Here is a 19,719-nt window from a genome sequence, read left to right on the forward strand (position 1 = left end):
GAACAACGATCCCCGTCGCGAGATCCGACACCTGGAAGAGTTCCCACCCCACCAATCTGTGTCCGAATGTTTACGCGGTGGACGGATGATGGTCCTCGCCTGGGCGCTGGTCGCTGCCACCGTGCTCGTGTGCGAGTCGCCGTGGTCAGTGAGTCGTTTCTACCCCAGGTCGACGGCGTGACGAACTCGGTGTGCCGGGTGCTGGAGCATCTGCGCGACACCGGTCACGAGGCGCTCGTCGTCGCCCCGGCGCCGGCTCCGGCCGCCCGCCGGACCGCCCCGCGCAGCTACGCCGGGGCCCCGGTGCTGTGGAGCCCGTCAGCGCCGATGCCCGGCTACCCCGAGTTCCGCTTCGCGACCCCGTGGCCGGGGCTGGCCGCGGCGCTGCGCGAGTTCCGCCCGGACATCGTCCACCTTGCCGCCCCGGCCGGCCTGGGCGCCCAGGCCGCCTACGCCGCGCGCCGGCTGGGCGTACCGAGCATCGCCGTCTACCAGACCGACATCGCGGCGTTCGCGACCCGCTACGGGCTCTCCGCGGCCGAGCGGACGATCTGGCGCTGGCTGGCCAGCGTGCACCGCCTCGCCGCCCGCACGCTGGCGCCGTCCTGGGACGCGGTGGACACCCTTCTCGCCGAGGGCGTGCAGCGGGTCGCCCGCTGGAGCCGGGGCGTCGACCTCGAGCGCTTCCACCCCGATCACCGCGACGAGCGGCTGCGGGCCGCCCTGGCGCCGCGCGGCGAGGTCCTCGTCGGGTATGTGGGACGGCTCGCCCGGGAGAAGCGCGTCGAGCTGCTCGCCGGCATCGCCGACCTGCCGGGGGCGCGACTCGTCGTCGTCGGCGACGGGCCCTGCCGGCCGGCGCTGACGAGGGCGCTGCCCGGGGCGGCGTTCCTGGGCTTCCGCACCGGCGCCGACCTGTCGGCCGCCGTCGCCAGCCTGGACGTCTTCGTCCACACCGGCACGCATGAGACGTTCTGCCAGGCGGCGCAGGAGGCGAAGGCCAGCGGGGTCGCGGTCGTGGGGCCGGCGGCCGGGGGGCTGCTCGACGTCATCGAGCACGAGCGGACCGGCCTGCACTACACGCCCGGCGACCCGCACGCACTGCGCCGCGAGGTCACCCGGCTGGTCGAGGACGGCGAGCTGCGGGCCCGGCTGGCGAGCGCGGCGCGCGCCTCGGTGGCCGGCTGCGACTGGTACGCCATCGGCGACGAGCTGCTCGGGCACTACCGGGACGTGCTGGGCACCGCGCAGCCCGCGGCCGGGCGGCGCCACCGCCTGCCCACCCGGCTCACCCGGGCCCGCCGCGGGCCCGGCGGCACGCGGATCGCCGGACCGGCGGAGGCCGCGCGCCCCGCGTGGACGGCGATGACACCGATGACCGCGGTGCCGGCGCTCGCCGTGACGACCGTGACGACCGCGACGACCGACGGGTGGCCAGGATGAGGATCGTGCAGGCGGCGAGTTTCGTCGCGCCGGCGTCGGGCGGCATCCGGACGACGCTGCGGCACCTCGCCGCGGGGTACGCGGGGGCCGGCCACGAGGTGGTGCAGATCGTCCCGGGCGCCGCGGACGGAGAGGAGCGCACCGCACACGCGCGGATCATCACCCTGCGCGCGCCGCTGCTGCCCGGCACCGGCTACCGGGTGCTGGCCGAGCCGTGGCGGGTGGCCGCGGTGATGGAGCGGGAGCGCGCCGACCGGATCGAGATCCACGACCGCGCGACGCTGCGCCCGCTCGGCCGGTGGGCCCGCCGGCAGGGCGTCCGCTCGCTCGTGGTCAGCCACGAGCGGCTCGACCGCCTGCTGGGCCTGTGGACGCCCGCTCCGCTGCGCGGGGTGCTGCCGGTCCGGGCCGCGGCCGACCGGTCGAACCGGGCGCTCGCCGCGGGCTTCGACACCGTGGTCGCGACGACGGGGTGGGCGGCCACCGAGTTCGTCCGGATCGGCGCGCCGAACCTGAGCCAGGTCCCGCTCGGCGTCGAGCTGGACCGCTTCCAACCGGCCAACCACGACCGCACGCTGCGCCGCGCGTTCGCCCGGGACCGGGAGATCCTGATCGTCGCGGCGACCCGGCTCTCCCCGGAGAAGCGGGTCGACATCGCGCTCGCCGCGGTGGCCGAGCTGGTGCGCCGCCGGGTGCCGGTACGCCTCGTCATCGCCGGTGACGGAGCCAGCCGCGCCCGCCTGGAACGCCTCGCCGCGGGCCTGCCGGTGGCCTTCCTCGGGTTCGTCGCCGACCCGCGGCGGCTCGCCGGCCTGCTCGCGACCGCCGATCTGGCCTTCGCCCCGGGCCCGATCGAGACGTTCGGCCTGGCCGCACTGGAGGCGATGGCCAGTGGGACGGCGCCAGTCGTCCACCACGCGAGCGCGCTCGCGGAGCTCGTCGCCGACCCCGCCGGCGACGGGGCCGCCGGGACGAGCGCCGCGGGAACCGGGTTCACGTTCGCCGACGCCGCTCTCGACCTGCTGTCGATCGACCCCCACCATCGACGGGACGCCGCCCGGGCCCGCGCCGAGCGGTTCCCGTGGAGCGCCACCATCGACGGGTTCCTGCGCTGCCACGACCTGCCCGCCGCGTCCCCCGCGGTGGACGCGGCTCCCGCGACCGGTCCGGTCTCGGGCCCCCTCGCGGCCTGACGCCACGACGCCGCCGTGGACGACACCGCCGTGGACGACGACCCGCGCACCGCGCCGACGCGCCCGCTCTGCCTGGTCCGCCCGGACGGCGTCCTCGGCTTCGTCGCGCTCGGCGACAGCCTCACCGCCGGCCTGGGCGACGGAGTCAGCATGGGCCGCGACCGCGGGCCGGGGGCGCTGGCCGGCCGCGGCTTCGCGGCGCTGCTCGCGGCGGCGCTGGCCCCGCCCGGGCTCGTCCACTACGAGAACCTGGCCCGCACGGGCGCGACCGCCCGGGACGTCCGCGTCCGCCAGCTCCCCGTGGCCCTGGCGCTGCGGCCCGCGCTGGCCTGCGTGGTCGCCGGCATGAACGACGTCTTCAAGCCGACCTTCGACCCGCTGCGGCTGCGCCAGGACATGGTGTGGAGCATCGGCCGGCTCCGCACCGACGGCATTGTCGTGCTGACCGCGCGGCTGCCCGATCCGGGTGGTCTGCTGCCGCTGCCCGGCCCGATCGAGCGGCTGCTCGCCGAGCGGGTCGGACATCTCAACGCGGCGGTCGACGCCGCCGCCGCGCGCGACGACGGGGTGCTCGTCGTGGACCTCGGCCGGCACCCGGCCGTCCGCCGGCGCTCCACCTTCGACGTCGACCTGGTGCACCCGGGACCGCACGGACATCGCCTTATCGCAGGGGCCTTCGCCGAGAAGCTGCGGGAGACCGGGATGGCTGTCGGCGAGCTGCCGGACCCCCGGCACGTGCCCCCGCCGCCGGGAACCGCGGACCACCTGCGCTGGGTCGCCACGATCGGGATCCCCTGGCTGCTGGGCCGCGCGCACGCCCCGCGGCGTGATTTGCGTCCGCGAAACCACGGTTTCCGGCGACTCGGTACCGCGTTTGGCCGGTGAATTCCCTACGGTAGGCATGTGCTTGCCGACCTGCCCGCTTCCCCGCGCTCCGGCGTCCTCGCCGGCTGGGGCAACGCCTGGCTGGCCGGACTCGTCGGCCTCGACGACGTCATCACCCAGGTTCACGAGGCGCTGGGCGGCAGTGCGCCGCATACCGTCGGTGACGAACCTCTGGTCCTCGGCCTCGGAGCGCTGCGCCGCGCCGGAGCCGAACGGATGCGCCTGGTGCTCCCGGTGCCCGGTGACGTGAGCGGCCTGCCGGGTCCGCCCGACGTGAACAGGGACGCGCTCACCGCCGGCGAGGCGCTGGTGGTGATCGGGCCCACGCCCCCGCTCGTCCTCGTGCCGTCCGTGATCGTGCACGGCCCGGCCGTCGAGGGCGGCCTGGAGTCCGTGCACTGGCGGGTGCTGCGGGCCGGCCGGGTTCCACCGCCACCCGCCGGGCTGCGCGCCGCCGACCACGAGCTGTCGGTCGCGATCAGGCAGACCACGGCGGCGCTGGTGGACCTCGACATCGCCAGCGCCCGGCCGGAGGTGCTGGCCCTGCTGCGCGACCGCGGCGAGCCCGAGCCCGGCCCCGGGCTGGGGCCGGGCTACCCGCCGAACGCGCACGCCCTGCTCGCCCGCGCCGAGCGGCTCGCCGAACTGCTGGAGCTCGCCGCCCGCGACGACGGCGCCGCGGTCACCGCGACCGAGGTCAGCCGCCGCTCCGCGGCCCTGCGGGGCCTGTCCGGCGCGGTCCGGCGGGCCTACGAGGCGGCCTACGACGCCTTCGACCCGGCCTACGCCAGCCACTGATCCGCGCAGGCCGCTGACCCCGCCCGCCGCGTTCCCCGCCAGTCGTGTTCCCCGCCAGTCGCTGATCCGCGTGGCGGACGTCCGCTCGGCACGCGGGGGCCTACCCGACGCGCAGGCCGTCGGGACGCATGAGCCGGCCCAGCGCCGGGAGGCTGGCCGCCGTCGTGACGAGGACGACGGCGAACGCCGTCGCGCAGACCACCACGATGTTCGTCCAGGGAACGGTCGGAGCCACGCCGGCCACCCGGAGCAGGGCGGCTCCCAGACCCAGGCCGGCCCCGAGGGCGAGCGGCACCCCGAGGATCATCGGGATGGCCGTCTGCCACAGCACCCACCCGGCCACGGTGCGCCGCCGCGCGCCCACCGCGGAAAGCACCGCCAGCGCCCGCCGCCGTTCCCGGGACTCCTCCACGACGGTGATGACCAGGCCGGTCCCGACCGCACCGAACAACGCGACGATCACGAGGTCCATGGCGGTCCGGACCGGCGCGTAGGCGGGATCGTCGCCGAGCAGCGCCCCGGACAGCGACCGCAGCGGGGCGACGCCCGCGATCGCGTTGGCCACGTTGTCCGCGGCGTCCGGGTCAGCCAGGTCGATCCGGACGATGCCGGTCACCGTCGACGCCGGCCGGAGGTCGCCCGCCAGGGCCCCCGGGGTGACGAACAGGCTGCCGAGCAGGCTGTCCGCGGTCCCGAGAAGCGCCCCGGAACGGACGGTCGCCGCCCTCATGGTGGCGGGAACGGTCCAGCGTGGATCTCCGGGGGCGGCGACGGTCACGGTCACCCCGGGCCCGGGGATCAGCGGATCGCCGCCCGCGCGGGTCACGACATCCGGGTCGGTGAGCTGGTCGACACCGACGACGGACAGTCACCGACGACCAGCGGTGTGAACGCCCCCCAGTCGAACGCCTGATCTCCACCGACCGACTGCCCCCAGGACACGCTGGACGTCGAGTACGCATGGACGGAGCGGACCCCGTGGGCGGCGGACAGCACCCGCGTGAGCCCGTCCGCGGTCGCGGCGGTGGCGGGTACCTCGACCGCCAGCAGATCGCGGTCGCGGGCCGGGTCGACGCCGGCCAGGTACTCCCGGTCCGCGGCCGAGAAGAGCATCTGCAGCGCGACCACGCCGGCGATGGTGACCGACACCGCGGCCACGGTCCGCACCGTGACGCCGCCACCGAGCTGGAGCCGGCGTACGGCGAACGTCCAGCCGAGCGGTCCGCCGGGCAGCCGTCGAACCACCTTCTCCACCAGCCACGGCGTCAGGGCCGCGACACCCAGCAGCGTCAGCACGGCGCCCGCGACGAGCTGGACGTCGTCGCGCGATCCGCCGGACCAGCCAAGCCCCTCCGGAAGCGTGAGCAGCGAAGCGACCCCGGCGGCGAGGGCCGGGAGGCGCCACCACAACCTCCGGCGGCCGGCACCGCGAGCAGCACCGCGGCTACGAAGAGCGGGCCGGGCCAGACGTCCGAGGCGAAGACGCTGGTGCCTATCAGGGCGAGGTACCCGGCGGCACCACGCCCGGTGACGAACAGCGCCGCCCCGGCGGCGCACCCGAGCACAGCGCCGGGCAGCGCGCCACCGACGGCGATCCAGCGGGCGGTGCGGGCGTCCGCGCCGAGCAGGCGCACCGCGGCGAGCTGACCGTCACGCGCCCCGCCGCCGAACCGGGTCGCGGCGACGGTGAGCATGCCGACCGGCAGCAGGAGCACGACGACGCAGAGAAGACTGAAGATCCTGATCAGGACGGACGGGGGCCCCTCGACCGACACGACCCCCGAGTCGGAGGTGGGCCCTTCGATCACCTCCATCCCGAAGTGGTCGATCCGGACGGGTCTGAAGTTCGTGGTGAACAGCGCGCCGGTCGGCTCGTCGGCGAAGATCACCTTCGGCTCGCCGACGAGGGCGCGGGCGACCGCGACCCGCTGCGCCTCGCCGCCGGACACCTCCCCCGGCCGCTTGCGGGCCAGCCCTTCGAGGCCGAGCCGGTCGAGCCAGCCCAACGCGCGGCGGTGGGCGTCGCGGCGGCCGGCGCCGTTCAGCTGCAACGGCAGCGCGATGTTCTCGACGCAGGACAGCTCGGGCACCAGCTGACCGAACTGGAACACGAAGCCGAACTCGCGGCGGCGCAGCGCGCTGCGCTCGGCGTCGGACATCCCGGAGATCACCCGGTCGCGGTAGCGCACATGCCCGCGCTCCGGCCCGATGATCCCGGCCAGGCAGTGCAGCAGTGTCGACTTGCCGGCCCCGGACGGGCCCATCAGCGCGACGACCTCACCCGCCCGGATCTCGAGGGACGCCCCGGCGAGCGCGGGTGTGGCGCCGAAGCTCTTGTACAGGTCGACCGCGCGCAGCAGCGACGTGACGGCCTCGGCAGGGCCCATGGCAACGCCTGCGGCGGCGGTGTCGGTCATGAACGGACCTTCGCCGCGAGCTGGTCGAGGCGGGCCGCGGCCAGCTCCAGGAACCGCAGATCGGCCTCGAGGTGGAACAGCGCGTGATCACAGACGAGCTGGTCGGCCAGGTCTCCGCCAGCCTTGCGCCGGGTGAGCTCCCGCATCAGCCGAAGGTGCTCGGCGCGCTGGGCGTCCAGGAGGTCGACCGCCGGCCGCCCGGTCAGCAGCGCGAGCACGATCTTCGTGTAGAGCGTGCTCTGCAGGTAGAGATCAGGCTTCTCCGGCTGGGCCAGCCAGTGCTCGACGTCGGCGATACCGGTGTCGGTGATCGCGTAGCGCTTTCGGTCCGGGCCGCCGCCGGGCGCGACGCCCTCGACCTCCACCAGGCCGTTCTTCAGCAGCCTGGCCAGGGTCGCGTAGACCTGCCCGTAGTGAAGCGGACGGTCGTGCCCGAACCGGTCGTCGTAGGACCGTTTGAGGTCGTAGCCGTGTCGCGGGCCGGACTCGAGGAGCCCGAGCAGCGCGTGTCCAATCGACATGATCGCGACTATACATTGCATGTATACATGTCATGCATAGAGGGTCGCAGGCCAGCCGACGCCCCCCGTGACGACGTCAACCGGCAGGCGGACCGTCCAGGGCGGGAGGCAGCCCGCAGGGCGCCCGCAGGGCCCAGAGGGCTGGTTCCTCGACCAGCGCCCGGCCCGACACCGTCGAGCTTCGGCGCGAGCGCGTCTCGGGCTGAGACCGGGCTGAGACCGGGGCGAGGTGGGGCCCGGCCTCGATGGCTGATCGGAGGCCCCCGACGGGCGTTTTGTCCGGTAGATGGCGATCCGGCGGGCCGTGATGATCGAAGACCGAGGTGGCCATCGGTGGTGGGGATCGCCGGTACCCGACGGGGGCCCGGTACCCGACGGGGGCCCGGTACCCGACGGCGGCCCGACAGCCCGACAGCCGGCGGCCTTGCCGCTGCGCGGCTCAGTTCAGGCGCGGGCAGAAGTGGCCGGACGGGCCGTCCGGGCGGCCGCAGAGCACGCACGGCGGGCGGCCGGCGGCCACGATGCTGCGGGCCCGTTCGATGAAGGCCTTGGTCTGCTCGATCGAGAGGCCGACGCGCAGCGAGTCGACGTCGCTCTCGGTGTCGGTGATCCGCGGCTCGCTCGAGGCGAGTCCGGCGGCCTCGACGAACACCCGCTGCCCGTCCCACGACACCGTCAGCTGGCCGAGGTGGAAGTCCTCCTCGAACGGGGCGTCGAGGGGGGCGAGGTCGACCTCGACGTCGGAGGCGGCCGGCAGCGCGATCCCCTGGGTCTGGCCCACCTGGCCGAGCAGGGCCGTCAGCCCTTCGGCGAGCGCCGTCACCTCGGTCTTCTCCAGACCCACCGTGACGAGTTGCCCACGAGCCGCCGCCTGGAGGAAGAACACGCGGTCACCGGGCTGCCCGACGGTCCCGACCACGAACCGCTCCGGCGGGTCGAACACAAATCGCTGCATGTCTCGGATCGCTCCGTCTTATTCGCCTGCGGGGTGAGAGTCGGACCGCGACGTACCTGCCCGCTCATCCACCAGTATCGTCGCTTCGTTGCGCGGTTCACCATGCCGGGAGCGCTCCGCGTTCGCCGGCCTGCCCGGCTGTGACGCCGTCACGCCGGAACGTGCCGGGCCGTGCGCGCACAGATCCGCCGGGACACCGGCGGCCGCCGGGCGCCGAGCGCCCGGGTCACAGCAGTGCAGCGGGCAGACGTCGTGCGACGGCCCCTCGCCGCTCAGCGCGGGCCGCTCCCACTCGGGGGAACGGCGCTCGGCGACCAGATCGGCCACCATCGCGACGAAGCGGGGATCCGTGCCGACGGTACCCGCCCGGGCGACCGCCAGGCCGCGTTCCGAGGCGGTGCGCACCGCCTCGACGTCGAGATCGTAGACGACCTCCATGTGGTCGCTGACGAAACCGACCGGCACGATCACCGCGGCGCGCGCGCCGCCGTCCGCGAGCGCCGCCAGGGCGTCGTTGACGTCCGGTTCGAGCCAGGGCACGCTCGGTGGGCCGCTGCGGCTGCAGTAGGCGACCTGCCACTCGTGCCGGGTACCGACGCGCGCGGCGACGCGCTGCGCGATCACACCGGCGGCCGCGCGGAGCTGGCGCTCGTAGGCTCCGCCGTCCGGCCCGCTCGCGGCCGCCTGCGAGCGGGGCAGCGCGTGGGCGGTGAACACCAGCCGGGCCTCGTCGCGCACCGCCACCGGCAGCGTCGCGAGCGCCCGCACGCAGTGGTCGACCATCGGCTCGACGAATCCCGGGTGGTCGAAGAACAGCCGCAGCTTCACCAGGTCGGGGGCGCCCGGGCCGACCTGCTCCAGGGCCGCCGCCAGATCCTCCCGGTACTGCCGGCACCCCGAGTAGGACGCGAACGCGGACGTCACGAAGCAGGCCGCCCGGCGCACGCCGTCGGCCCGCATGCGCGCCACGGCGTCGGCGAGGTACGGCTGCCAGTTCCGGTTGCCCCAGTACACGGGCATCGGGGCCAGCCGCTCCCGCAGCGCGGCGAGCAGCGCCCGGTTCTGGTCGTTGATCGGGCTGCGCCCACCGAAGCGGTCGTAGTGCGCCGCGACCTCGGCCAGCCGCGCCTCGGGCACGCCGCGGCCGCGGGTCACGTTGCGCAGGAACGGCAGGACGTCCTCCGGCCCCTCCGGACCGCCGAAGGAGACGAGCAGCAGCGCGTCCACGTCGATCCCGCGGCCGTGGCCGGCGGCGTCCGTCGGCACCGTCATGTCCCCTTTCCGTGTACGTCGCCCCCGTCGTACGTCGTACGTCGCGCCCGTCCGCCAGCCGGGCCCGCGCAGTCAGCGCGGCACCCGGCCCCGGATCTCGTCGAGGTACGTCGGGAAGTACCGCGAGATCGTCGACAGGTCGAACGAGCGCAGGATGTCGCCCGCCGGCTCGCGGGCCAGCAGGAACGCGAAGGACTCCCGGACGAGGGCGGTCAGCGCCGCGTCGTCGTCCGGATCCAGCCCCAGCGCGTCGACGACCTCGTCGTCCACCCGGACGGAGTAGGAGAACGCCAGCCCGTGCGCCCCGGGCGCGGTCTCCTCGGCGACCTCGACCGCGTAGCCGCGGCCTCCCCGCGACTCGACCCTGATCATGCTCACGGCGCCACCTCCACCGGCCCTCGCGCACCCGGCCCTCGCGGCGCTCCGGCGCGCCGCGCTGGGGGACGGCCGCCCGCCCGCCCGGCGATCCGTCCACTCCCACCGTGGCCCATCAGCACCCGCCGCGTCGACCCGTGGGCCGCCCGGGCGGGCGGCACGCTCCCCGCCGGGGGCGTCGCCACGGGCCGTGGCCGGCGACGGGCGGGCGGCACCGTCCGTCACTGTCATCTCACGGCTGCTGTCATCTCAGGGCTGCAACGCCACGCGCCGGGCGCGTCATTCCGCTGGCCGCGCCGCCGACGCGCGCCGGTTGCCGGTGTGGGCCGTCAGTGGCCCATGCCGGCGCCACCGTCGACCGGGATGACCGCGCCGTTCACATACGCGGCACCCTGCGACGCGAGGAAGACCACCGCCGCGGCGACCTCCGCGGGGTCGCCCATCCGTCCGGCGGGGGTGGCGGCGACGAGGAACTCGCGCTGGGTGTCGGTGAGCGCGTCCGTCATGTCCGTGCGGATCGGACCCGGGGCGATCACGTTCGAGGTGATCCCGCGGCCGCCGAGCTCGCGTGCCAGCGACCGGGCGAAACCCACCAGGCCCGCCTTGGAGGCGGCGTAGTTCGACTGCCCCGGACCGCCGGAGAGCCCCACCACCGACGAGATGAAGATCAACCGACCGTTGCGGCGCCGGATCATCGAGCGCGACGCGCGCTTCGCCACCCGGTAGGCCCCGAGCAGGTTGGTGTCGACGACGTCGCGGAAGGAGTCCTCCGACATCATGAGCATCAGCGTGTCGCGCACGATGCCGGCGTTGGACACGACGATCTCGACCGGGCCGAGCGCGGCCTCGACCTCGCTGAACGCCTTGTCGACGCTGTCCGCGCTGGTGACGTCCATCCGCACCCCGAGCATCCCGTCGGGTGCCTCGCCACCGCGGCTGGCCACGGCCACCCGGTCACCCGAGGCCGCGAGCGCCGCCGCGCACGCGGCGCCGATCCCACGGTTGCCACCGGTCACCAGTGCGACTCGACCTTCGTTCTCGACCATGGCCGGGATCGTAGCGGCCCACCGGGTCGCGCGAGCCCATGCCACCCGGGACACTCCCCGCCCCGTGCCGCCGGCCCGTCGGGGACGATGGGCGGGTGCGCGTAGCGATCCGGGTGCGTCCCGCCGCCGACCGGACGGCCGTGGGGCCGGCGACGTCCGACCCGACCCACGGCCGGCTGCTGGTCGTGCGCGTACGGGAACCGGCGGTCGAGGGCCGGGCGAACGAGGCGGCGCTGCGCGCCCTCGCGCAGGCACTGGGTGTCCGCCGGTCCGACGTGGCCCTGATCCGCTCGATCGGCAGGGTCAAGTTCATCGAGGTGGACGCTCCGGACGACGTCATCACGCGGCGAGTCGAGGAACTGGCGCAACATTCCGACCCGGCCGCACGTCTGGACTCCAGGTAGGTCGTCGAGGCGATGGGACGGAGGCGGGGGTTGCGCAGGACGGACATCCGAGCCGGCGAGTACACGCACGGCCACGGCCGCCGGGACGACCTGACGATCGATCCCGCGATGCCGGCCGAGTCGCCCGCCGACGACGCCGCGTCGGGCCGTGACGGCCATGACAACCGCGGCGACGCCGGCCGCGCCGACACCGGCCCCGGCGAGGTACGCCCCGGCGGGTCAGGTCCCGGCGACGCGGCCGGTGCCGCTACGAGCCTCGGTGACTCGGCCGGGCACGGTAACCGGAGCGGGCCCGATGCCATGGGCGGGCCTGGCGGCGCGACGGGTGCCGCCGGGGAAGACACCGGTGGCGGTTCGGAGGAGGCGGCGCGACTCGGCGAGATCGTTCCCGGGCCGCCCGGCGGCGTGCTCGACCTCGCGGCGCTGGCCGCCGTGGAGGCCCGGCTGCGCGAGCTCGCGGCGGCAGGCATCGACCACGCCGTCTCGACCGGCGCCCGCGGCCCACGAGGGGCGGCCGCCGACCGGGCCATGTGCGAGGCCGCGTCCACGATCGCCGCGGCGCTGTGGTTCGACACGCTGCGGGTCGCCGACCGGGTCTCCGCCACCCCGCACGCGGGGCCGCTGCTGGGAGCCGTCCACCAGGTTCTGCGGTCCGCGCTCGACGGTGACGAGCCGCCGATGCCCGGCGGCCCTCCGCTCGCCGCCGCGTTTCCGGTCGCCGCCGGCCTTCCGGTCGCCGCCGGTCCGCGGCCACCCGACCGCTTGCCGTCCCTCGACCGGGTGGACGGCGCCGCCGCGGCGGGGCCGTCCACCCGGCGGCCGCCGCGCGCGACCGGGGCCGGCAACGTCGGGCCGAACGGGACCATCTGGTCGGCGCTGGCCAGCCGCTTCGCGGGTGAGCGCTTCGACCGTGCCCCGAGCGGCCGCCAGATCTGCCTGATCGATTTCGCGGAGCTGCGCGACTCCGCGGTCTGGGAGGCCGTGACCGACGAGCGGGTCTCCCACCTGGGCGAGCTGTTCTGGGTGGTCCTGGTGACCGGCGGCGCGCCGACCGACTCCGGGGCGCCGGGGACGCCAGCCGGCCCCGGCCCGGGCGGGCCGCCCGGTGGCGTCGGCGGGCCGGCCCGGGCGGCGCGGATGTTCGAGGCCGCCGGCTGGCAGGTGCTGACCCTGCGCTACGGCCGCCGGCTCGCCGCCCTGTTCCGGGCCCCCGGCGGCGCGGCGCTGCGGGCCCGGCTGGACGCGATGTCGCCCGCCGAGTACCTCGCTCTGCTTCAACTGGACGGGACCGAGCTGCGGCGCCGGCTCGCCGGTCCGGGAGCCTCCGGGGCCGGTGTCGACCGGCTGCTCGACGGACTGAGCGACGAGCAGATCCACGATGCGCTGCGCGATCTGGGCGGCCACGACCTCGCGCTGATCATCGACGCGTTCGACGAGGTCGAGGCCGGGCGACCGACCGTCCTGTTCGCCTACACCGGCCCGCTGCCCGCGCCCGCCCGCCCGGCCGCGCCGCCCACCGCCCCGGCACCACCGCCCACCACGGCACCGCTACCTGGGGCACCGCTACCCGGGGCATTGCTACCTGGGGCGCCCTCGGCCGCGCTGGTGCCGGCGGGGCCGAGGCCTGGGGCCGGGGCGCCGGGGCGGCCGTCCGCGGCACTGCCCGTGGCACTGCCGGCGGGCCGGCTCGCCCGGCACGTGGCGGCCTACCTCGACCGCGCCCCGCAGTCGCTCGGCGCGGCACCCGCGGTGCCGGTCGACGCCGGCCGCCCGCCGACCGGCTGGTGGTCGACGCAGGAGGCCTTCGGTGCCACCCTGCGGGACCTGCCCTCGCTCGCCCCGGAGGCCGCGGCGGCCGTCGTGACGATCTCGACCCGCGACGCCGACCGGGTGCTCACCGGGTGGATCGAGGCCGCCCGCGGCGGTGCGGCCCGCGGCGGTGCGGAACCCGTCCGGGGCGCCCCCGTCCTCGGCCGCCCGGCGGGTGCCCGCCCCGCCGAACCGGCTGGCCCCGCCCGCTCACCCGAACCGGCGGGGCTCCCAGGGTCGGCGGGCCCCGCAGGGCCGGCGGGACAACCAGGCCCTGCGGGGCCGGGGCCGGAGGGGGCTCGTTCCGGCGGCGGGCGGCATGTGGCCGGCGGCCTGTCCGCCGGCGCGTTCGGTGGGGTGCTGGCCTCGCTCGGCGTGGCGTGGAGCCGGCTGGGTCTTCCGCTGCTGCCCATCGGGGTGAGTGACGAGATGTCGGTCACCCGGGTACTGCCCGGATGGGCCTCCGGCGGGGCGGCCGACGGACGCTCCCTGCTGACCGTCGCGGACACCGGTGTCGACCCGGTGCGCCCGGGCGGGTGGCGCCACGGCGCGATCGGCGTCCCGGGTATCGCCTGCTGGGAGCCGGCCTTCGCGCAGGACCTGGTCTGGTGCCTGCTCGAGGCGCTGCGCCGGCTCGGGCGCGTCGACGGCGCGTCCAGCCTGATCCGGCTGAGCGCGCGGCCCGTCGACCAGCGGCTCGCCGGGCTGCCCGGCGACGCCGCCGGCTGGTGGCGGCGTCGCGCGGCGGTGCTGGCCGGCGGGTACCGGCTGCGCCCGGGCGAGCCGTCCGCGCCGCTCACCCTGGTCGGGATGGGCGCCGTCATGCCGGAGGTGCTGCGGGCCGCCGACGAGCTGAGCTCCGGGCTGCGCCGGGAGATCGGCGTGGTCTGCGTGACGTCCCCGGACCTGCTTTTCGACGCGCTACAGGCCCGGCGCGGACTCGCCGACGGCGACGACGCCGTCCTCGGTGAGCTCTTCCCACCCAACCGCCGCGGCCCGCTGCTGACCGTGGTCGACGGCGACGCGCGGACGCTGGGTTTCCTCGCCGGTGTGCACGGCGAGCACGTCACGACACTCGGCTCGGCCGCCCCGATCCCGACCGCCCCGGGCCAAACCGCGCAGGTCCCGAGCGCGCCGGCCGATCCCCGCTCCCCCGGTGGTCCCGCCGCCGGCGGCGCGGGCGCCCCGGTGGACACCGCGACCATCGTCGGAGCCGCGCTCGACCTGATCGACGAGGCCGCCGCGTACTGAGCCGCCGCCTGCCGGGCCGGGACGCGTCAGCCGTCGGGAGAGACACCCGGATCGACTGGCTCGACCCGGCCAGCCCGTCCCGACAGCGCTCGGAACCCGTTGGGAACGCTCGGCGTTGAGGGTGGGACGTCCGAGATCCGGCACCGGGACCGGTGCCGGGAAACGGGGTCGTACGACGCCACCCAACCCACCGAAAGCCGAGGGGATGCCGCATGCCGAGCCGCACCGCGACGTTGAGCACCGCCGTGCGAACCGACGAGGTCGACCCGATCACGGAAGGAACCGGTGGCTGGCCCGATCCACTCGACCAGGCGTTCAACAGGCAGGTAGCCGGCCTGGTGCGGTTGGGGTACCCCGAGCTGGCGGGGATGTCTCCGGCCGACTTCGAGGCGCTCTGCGAGCCGCTGCGGACGGTCGCCCACGCCGCCGTGCCCGGCCCGTTCCGGCCCGCGACCCGGTCGTGGATGCCCTTCGTCCTGGTTGTGTCGGGGGAGCTCGTCCGGGCGGAGGAGATCGTGCCGCTGCTCACGCTCGCCGGGCGCGCCGACACCGGGACCGTCGACCGCAACCACGGCGAGGAGGGCCTCGCGCCCTACCGGCCGCTGCCGGAGCTGAACGTGCCCCACGCGGGTGTGTACCTGCTCACCGACGTCGAGCGCGGGGAGGAGTTCCGCGGCATCCGGCCCGCGGACGCGCTGCCACCGATTCTCGAGCGCGGGCGCTCGCCGCTGACGATCCACGAGGGGATCGCGGTGGTCACCCACTTCCCCGAGGCGCTGGAGAAGAACAACTGTTTCATGCTGTCCGGATCACGCCGGGGCGACCGCCGCGTGCCGGCGATGTGGATCTCGGGCCGGGCACCGAAGCTGGGCTGGTGCTGGGAGGGCAACCCGCACACCTGGCTGGGCACCGCCTCCGCCGCCACCCGCCACGCCGCCCGCTGACCCTCGCCCCTCCTCGCCCTTTCCTCGGCTCCTCGTCCTTTCCGGAGCCCCAGACCCCGAATCCGCTCCGGAAACGGCGAGACCGTCACAAAAGGGCGAGGAGGCGAGGCAGTGAAGAGATAACTGAACTGATGGAATTCCGATGCCCCACCGCCGGGCCGCGGTTTCAAGGCCCCGCGGCCGGGCTGTGGTTTCAGGGGCCGGCCAGGGCTGCGTGGGGCGCCGTCCCGGAGGTCAGGCGCCGACCGCGTGGAAGCCGCCGTCGACGTGCACGATCTCGCCCGTCGTCGCGGGGAACCAGTCCGAGAGGAGGGCGACGCAGGCGCGCGCCGCGGGCGTGGTGTCCGCGATGTCCCAGCCGAGCGGTGCCCGGGTGCCCCAGACCTCCTCGAACTTGCTGAACCCGGGGATGCTCTTGGCCGCCATCGTGCGCAGCGGGCCGGCGGCGACCAGGTTCACCCGCACTCCGCTGGGGCCAAGGTCCCGGGCCAGGTAGCGGGCGGCGGAGGCGAGCCCGGCCTTGGCGACCCCCATCCAGTCGTAGGACGGCCAGGCGACCGAGGCGTCGAAGTCCAGGCCGACGATGCTGGCGCGCTCGCCGAACAGCGGCATGGTCGCGCGGGTCAGGGACGCGAGCGACCAGGTGGAGACCTGAAGCGCGGTACCGACCTCCGACCAGGCCGCCTCGACGAACGGCTTGCCGCCCAGCACCGATTCCGGCGCGAACCCGATCGCGTGCATCACCCCGTCGAGGCCGTCGACGTGCTCGAGGACCTTCGCGGAGAGCTCGGCGAGATGCTCCTCGTCAGTCACGTCGAGCTCGACGACCGGCGGCTCGGTGGGTAGGCGGCGCGCGATCCGGCGGGTGAGGGACAGGCCGCGGCCAAACCCGGTGAGCACCACGGAGGCACCCTGCTCCTGGGCGATGCGGGCAACACTGAACGCGATGGACGCCTCGGTCAGGACGCCGGTGACGAGAACGCGCTTGCCTTCGAGAAGTCCGGTCATGGAGCGTCATCCTGCCAAACATCGCCGGGTGAATCCCGCCAGCCCGGCCGAGATTCGCGCGCCGGCGCCCAGCCGCGGGTCACACGGCCCGCGGCAGGGCGGTCACCCGCCGCGCGCGGTGGCGTGGTCCGGTGGCCTGCGGGCCTGTGACCAGCGGCGGATCGTTCGCACGACCGGTTCGACGAACCGCGCCGCCAGCGGGCCGAGTACCGCCATCAGCAGGACGTAGCACGCGGCCAGCGGCCCGAGCTGCGGGTTCACTCCGGCGGCGACCGCCAGCCCGGCGATGACGATCGAGAACTCGCCGCGGGCGACCAGCGCGGCGCCGGCGCGGTAGCGGCCCATCGTCGCGATGCCCGCGCGCCGCGCGGCCCACCATCCGGTCACGATCTTCGTCGCCACGCCGGCGAGCGCGAGCAGGGACGCGGCGAGCAACACGGGCGGGATCTCGACCGGATCGGTCTGCAGGCCGAAGAACACGAAGAACACGGCGGCGAACAGGTCGCGCAGCGGCGTCAGCACCTCGTGCGCGCTCTCCGCRACCGGCCCGGACAGCGCGATGCCGACCAGGAACGCGCCGACCGCGGCGGAGACCTGCATGCGCTGGGCGACGCCGGCGACGAGCAGGGTCAGCCCCAGCGACCGCAGCAGCAGGACCTCGTCGTTGCGGTCCGCGGTCGGGCTGAAGACGAGCAGGGTGACCTTGTCGCTGTGCCGCAGCGCGACGTACAGGACGGCGACGAGCGCACCCAGCGCCACCGCGACTGTCAGCGAGCCCCGGGCGAAGGTGTGATGGGCCAGCAGCGCGGTGACCACCGGCAGGTAGACGGCCATCGCGAGGTCCTCGAGCACGAGCACCGACAGCACGACCGGGGTCTCCCGGTTACCGATGCGGCCCAGATCCCCCAGGACCTTGGCGATGATCCCGGACGAGGAGATCGCGGTGACGCCGCCCATGACCACCGCCGCCAGCGGCCCCCAGCCGAGCAGGAACGCGGCCGCCACGCCGGGGGCGGCGTTGAGCGTCAGGTCGAGCACCCCGGCTGGGGCCTGTCTTCGCAGGCCGTGCAGGAGCTCCTCGGCGGTGTACTCCAGGCCGAGTGTCAGCAGCAGGAGGATGACACCGATCTCGGCGCCGATCTCGATGAAGTCCTCGCTGGCGCCCAGTGGCAGGACACCGCCGTGCCCGAAGGCGAGACCACCGATGAGGTACAGCGGGATCGGTGAGATACCGACCCGCAACGCGAAATGGCCGAGCACTCCCAGCGCGAACAGCACCGCGCCCAGTTCGAGGAAGATCCTCGCCGTGTCGTGCACGTGTCGTCGGTCGCCCGTTCCCCGTCAGCCAGCGCGCAGCAGCTGGGCGACGGCGGCGGTGTTCTCCGGGGTGCCGACGACGACCACGATGTCCCCGGGGTGGAACTGGAAGTCCGGCCGCGGCGAGGCGAGGACCTCGTGGTCGCGGACGACGGCGACGATGGACGCGCCCGTGCGGGTGCGGGCCTGGGTGTCACCGAGCGTGCGGTCCGCGTACGGGGAGCCCGCGGTTATCTCGAGTTGCTCGCCGACGAGCCCGGCGAACGCGCGCGAGAGGTCGGCGAGCTTCTCCACGATGTGCGGAGCGCCGAGCAGCTCGGAGAGCACGTCCCCCTCCTCCGGGGTGAGTGTTATCGACTCGCGGGATGCGTCCGGATCCTCCGCATCGTAGATGACCAGGTCACGACGTCCGTCGTGGCGGCTCACCACGCCGAGCCGGCGGCCCGAGCGGGTACTGAAGTCGTGCCGCAGCCCGATCCCGGGCAGCGGGGTCTCCTCGACGTCCACTTCTTCCTGAGCCTCCGTCAGCACTGACGCGTCGTTCCGGGAGGACGCCGACCGGGCCCGGGACACCCGGTCGGGCGCTGACGCGCCCCCGCCGCCCGCCGGGCCCGCCGCCGGTCCCGCTTCCGATCGTCACAGTAGCCCGCCGGGGACCGGTCGGCCCCGGTCCGTCCGATCCGGGCACCCGGCATACCCGCGGAACCGGCACCGCCCGCCCCGCCCCGGTCCCGCCCGCCGGCCGGACCGGTGACGTGATGTCGACAGCCTTTGTGCCACCCGTGGGGCCACAAGATGGCGCAAACTGCAGGTGGACGCAAGCTGCGGGTGGATGTGGTCGGAACCCGGTGTCCCGCCGTCCGGCGGCGTGCCCCGGCGGCGCGCCCCGACAGCGTGCCCCGGCACCGCCCGGACGGGCCGTCCGAAAGCGGGCGGCGGGTTCGCGCGGCAGTCAGCGGGAACGCCGTTCACACAGCGGGCCGTTGCACGTGCGGAGGACGTGGGCCGCCGGCGGCACCGTGCCACGCGCAGGAACAGGCGACCGGACAGGCTCCGAGACAGGCCCCGCTCCGCGGGCCCACGACGCAGGCCCGGTTGCGGGCCGGGAAGACGGCATCGTGCTCAATCGAAGCGCACGGCTGGCCCGACGAGTCGCCCTCACGATCCTGGGGCTGGCGGTGCTCGGCCTCGGCGTGGCGATGCTCGCGCTGCCCGGCCCCGGTTTCCTGGTGGTCGCGCTCGGGTTCTTCATCCTGAGCCTGGAGTACGAGTGGGCCCGGCACCGCTTCGAGCAGGCCCGGCAGAAGGCCGCCGACCTGGCCGACCAGGCCGCCGCCAACGCGTGGTCGACGGCGTTCACCGTCGTGTTCGGCATCGGGATGATCGCCGCCGGCATCGTCTGGATCGTCGTCGACACGCTGCCCGCGTCGTCGCCGTGGTCGGGCGGCAGCCTGATCTTCTCCGGGCTGGTGGTGCTCTCGACGATGTTCGTGAGCCTCTGGCAGGCCCGGCAGGCCCGCGAGGCCGGGCTGCCGACACCGGCCGAGCTGATCGAGCAGCGCGAGCACGCCGAGAAGCTCGAGCAGGACGGGGAGTTCCAGCACGGCGGGAAGCCCGAGCACGGCGTGAACTCCGCGCCCGCCGAGCCGAGCCGGCAGCGGGCTACTGGCCCTGCGTGAACTCGCTGATGCCGATCACCTTCGGCTGGCCCTGCACGCACTTGTAAATCGCCGCCCTGTCAGCCGAGGAGGCCTGCGAGATGTCGTAGCGCAGCGGGTAGGCCCGGCTGGTCGCGAGGTTGTTCGTGTCGGGCGGCTCCTGGCGCGCTCCCCCGACGGTGGGACAGGCGGCGCGGACCGCGTCCTTCTCCGCGGCCGTCGCGGCGGGGTCGAAGTACACCACCGCCTCGACCTTGGGCGGCGGGCCGTCGATCACCGCGTACACGCCGAACACGATCAGCCCGACCGTCGCCAGCCCGCCCAGGACCACCGCCGCTCGGCGCCGCGGATCGGTCAGGTACCCGATCGTCTGGCGGATCCAGTGCGGGGGGGCGGACGTCGTCATCAGGCGATTCCTGTCAC

General features: G+C 75.2%; 20 protein-coding genes. 8 read left to right on the forward strand and 12 right to left on the reverse strand.

Annotated elements, in window-relative coordinates; translation table 11 throughout:
* Window positions 1-177 precede the first annotated feature (177 nt).
* The 4 genes from BBK14_RS13665 to BBK14_RS13680 are packed head-to-tail and all read left to right on the forward strand — an operon-like array spanning window position 178 to window position 4,319.
* On the forward strand, window positions 178-1,443 hold the full coding sequence (locus BBK14_RS13665) for a glycosyltransferase family 4 protein (RefSeq protein ID WP_241831468.1): 1,266 nt from the start codon (window positions 178-180) through the stop codon (window positions 1,441-1,443).
* Window positions 1,440-2,636 (forward strand): glycosyltransferase, encoded by a 1,197-nt coding sequence (locus BBK14_RS13670; protein WP_071062521.1) that lies wholly within the window; start codon window positions 1,440-1,442, stop codon window positions 2,634-2,636. Before BBK14_RS13665 ends, BBK14_RS13670 begins: the two co-directional genes overlap by 4 nt.
* A gap of 30 nt (window positions 2,637-2,666) precedes the next feature.
* A complete protein-coding gene (locus BBK14_RS13675; protein ID WP_071062631.1) occupies window positions 2,667-3,521 on the forward strand; it encodes an SGNH/GDSL hydrolase family protein in 855 nt (284 codons plus the stop codon).
* 18 nt (window positions 3,522-3,539) lie between these two features.
* Window positions 3,540-4,319 (forward strand): hypothetical protein, encoded by a 780-nt coding sequence (locus BBK14_RS13680; RefSeq protein ID WP_198541270.1) that lies wholly within the window; start codon window positions 3,540-3,542, stop codon window positions 4,317-4,319.
* 100 nt (window positions 4,320-4,419) lie between these two features.
* Here the strand turns inward: BBK14_RS13680 and BBK14_RS13685 are convergent, their stop codons facing one another.
* From BBK14_RS13685 to fabG, 8 genes are all read right to left on the reverse strand, one after another.
* Window positions 4,420-5,145: an FtsX-like permease family protein gene (locus tag BBK14_RS13685; protein ID WP_071062523.1), complete on the reverse strand. Its 726-nt coding sequence runs from the start codon at window positions 5,143-5,145 to the stop codon at window positions 4,420-4,422.
* The gene (locus BBK14_RS13690) at window positions 5,142-5,615 is read right to left on the reverse strand and encodes a hypothetical protein (protein ID WP_071062525.1); all 474 of its coding nucleotides are present in this window, start codon (window positions 5,613-5,615) and stop codon (window positions 5,142-5,144) included. Before BBK14_RS13690 ends, BBK14_RS13685 begins: the two co-directional genes overlap by 4 nt.
* Entirely contained in the window at window positions 5,609-6,736 is a 1,128-nt protein-coding gene (locus tag BBK14_RS42840) for an ABC transporter ATP-binding protein (RefSeq protein ID WP_476739393.1), read from the reverse strand. The genes BBK14_RS13690 and BBK14_RS42840 overlap by 7 nt, the downstream gene beginning before the upstream one ends.
* Complete coding sequence (locus tag BBK14_RS13700) at window positions 6,733-7,257, reverse strand: PadR family transcriptional regulator (protein WP_071062527.1); 525 nt, start codon at window positions 7,255-7,257, stop codon at window positions 6,733-6,735. The genes BBK14_RS42840 and BBK14_RS13700 overlap by 4 nt, the downstream gene beginning before the upstream one ends.
* Window positions 7,258-7,696: 439 nt before the next feature.
* The gene (locus BBK14_RS13705) at window positions 7,697-8,212 is read right to left on the reverse strand and encodes a DUF3090 family protein (RefSeq protein ID WP_071062528.1); all 516 of its coding nucleotides are present in this window, start codon (window positions 8,210-8,212) and stop codon (window positions 7,697-7,699) included.
* An 18-nt stretch (window positions 8,213-8,230) separates the two neighbouring features.
* A complete protein-coding gene (locus tag BBK14_RS13710) occupies window positions 8,231-9,484 on the reverse strand; it encodes a ferrochelatase (protein WP_071062531.1) in 1,254 nt (417 codons plus the stop codon).
* 72 nt (window positions 9,485-9,556) lie between these two features.
* A complete protein-coding gene (locus tag BBK14_RS13715) occupies window positions 9,557-9,862 on the reverse strand; it encodes a hypothetical protein (protein ID WP_071062533.1) in 306 nt (101 codons plus the stop codon).
* Window positions 9,863-10,188: 326 nt separating this feature from the next.
* Window positions 10,189-10,905 (reverse strand): 3-oxoacyl-ACP reductase FabG, encoded by a 717-nt coding sequence (fabG, locus tag BBK14_RS13720; protein ID WP_071062534.1) that lies wholly within the window; start codon window positions 10,903-10,905, stop codon window positions 10,189-10,191.
* Window positions 10,906-11,000: 95 nt separating this feature from the next.
* Between fabG and BBK14_RS13725 the strand changes: the two genes are divergently transcribed.
* The 3 genes from BBK14_RS13725 (at window position 11,001) to BBK14_RS13735 (ending at window position 15,313) form a co-directional block, all read left to right on the forward strand.
* Window positions 11,001-11,309, forward strand: coding sequence for a DUF167 domain-containing protein (locus BBK14_RS13725; RefSeq protein ID WP_071062536.1), 309 nt, complete (start codon window positions 11,001-11,003; stop codon window positions 11,307-11,309).
* Between the two features lie 12 nt (window positions 11,310-11,321).
* Entirely contained in the window at window positions 11,322-14,369 is a 3,048-nt protein-coding gene (locus BBK14_RS13730; RefSeq protein WP_071062538.1) for a pyruvate dehydrogenase, read from the forward strand.
* 212 nt (window positions 14,370-14,581) lie between these two features.
* A complete protein-coding gene (locus BBK14_RS13735; protein ID WP_083390925.1) occupies window positions 14,582-15,313 on the forward strand; it encodes a DUF5701 family protein in 732 nt (243 codons plus the stop codon).
* Window positions 15,314-15,547: 234 nt separating this feature from the next.
* Here BBK14_RS13735 and fabI read toward each other — a convergent pair whose 3' ends face one another.
* The 3 genes from fabI to BBK14_RS13750 form a co-directional block, all read right to left on the reverse strand.
* Complete coding sequence (fabI, locus tag BBK14_RS13740; protein WP_071062540.1) at window positions 15,548-16,321, reverse strand: enoyl-ACP reductase FabI; 774 nt, start codon at window positions 16,319-16,321, stop codon at window positions 15,548-15,550.
* Window positions 16,322-16,423: 102 nt separating this feature from the next.
* Window positions 16,424-17,638 carry a cation:proton antiporter gene (locus BBK14_RS13745; RefSeq protein ID WP_071062542.1) on the reverse strand — a complete coding sequence of 405 codons (1,215 nt, stop codon included), beginning with the start codon at window positions 17,636-17,638 and terminating at the stop codon, window positions 16,424-16,426.
* A gap of 24 nt (window positions 17,639-17,662) precedes the next feature.
* Window positions 17,663-18,145: a cation:proton antiporter regulatory subunit gene (locus BBK14_RS13750; RefSeq protein WP_071062544.1), complete on the reverse strand. Its 483-nt coding sequence runs from the start codon at window positions 18,143-18,145 to the stop codon at window positions 17,663-17,665.
* Between the two features lie 611 nt (window positions 18,146-18,756).
* On the opposite strand from BBK14_RS13750, the gene BBK14_RS13755 reads away from it, so the two are divergent.
* Window positions 18,757-19,317, forward strand: a complete 561-nt coding sequence (locus BBK14_RS13755; RefSeq protein WP_071062547.1) for a PGPGW domain-containing protein — start codon at window positions 18,757-18,759, stop codon at window positions 19,315-19,317.
* On the opposite strand, the gene BBK14_RS13760 is transcribed toward BBK14_RS13755, so the two are convergent.
* The gene (locus BBK14_RS13760) at window positions 19,301-19,702 is read right to left on the reverse strand and encodes a hypothetical protein (protein ID WP_071062549.1); all 402 of its coding nucleotides are present in this window, start codon (window positions 19,700-19,702) and stop codon (window positions 19,301-19,303) included. The genes BBK14_RS13755 and BBK14_RS13760 overlap by 17 nt on opposite strands.
* Window positions 19,703-19,719 lie beyond the last annotated feature (17 nt).

It is taken from the genome of Parafrankia soli, from assembly GCF_001854695.1.
GTDB lineage: Bacteria > Actinomycetota > Actinomycetes > Frankiales > Frankiaceae > Parafrankia > Parafrankia soli.

Bases quoted from the DNA above. Each gene is read 5' to 3' on its own strand.
- BBK14_RS13705 (WP_071062528.1), bottom strand. From the start codon at position 8,212: ATGCAGCGATTTGTGTTCGACCCGCCGGAGCGGTTCGTGGTCGGGACC.
- BBK14_RS13760 (WP_071062549.1), bottom strand. From the start codon at position 19,702: ATGACGACGTCCGCCCCCCCGCACTGGATCCGCCAGACGATCGGGTAC.
- BBK14_RS13700 (WP_071062527.1), bottom strand. From the start codon at position 7,257: ATGTCGATTGGACACGCGCTGCTCGGGCTCCTCGAGTCCGGCCCGCGA.
- BBK14_RS13735 (WP_083390925.1), top strand. From the start codon at position 14,582: ATGCCGAGCCGCACCGCGACGTTGAGCACCGCCGTGCGAACCGACGAG.
- fabG (WP_071062534.1), bottom strand. From the start codon at position 10,905: ATGGTCGAGAACGAAGGTCGAGTCGCACTGGTGACCGGTGGCAACCGT.
- BBK14_RS13670 (WP_071062521.1), top strand. From the start codon at position 1,440: ATGAGGATCGTGCAGGCGGCGAGTTTCGTCGCGCCGGCGTCGGGCGGC.
- fabI (WP_071062540.1), bottom strand. From the start codon at position 16,321: ATGACCGGACTTCTCGAAGGCAAGCGCGTTCTCGTCACCGGCGTCCTG.
- BBK14_RS13710 (WP_071062531.1), bottom strand. From the start codon at position 9,484: ATGACGGTGCCGACGGACGCCGCCGGCCACGGCCGCGGGATCGACGTG.
- BBK14_RS42840 (WP_476739393.1), bottom strand. From the start codon at position 6,736: ATGACCGACACCGCCGCCGCAGGCGTTGCCATGGGCCCTGCCGAGGCC.
- BBK14_RS13730 (WP_071062538.1), top strand. From the start codon at position 11,322: ATGGGACGGAGGCGGGGGTTGCGCAGGACGGACATCCGAGCCGGCGAG.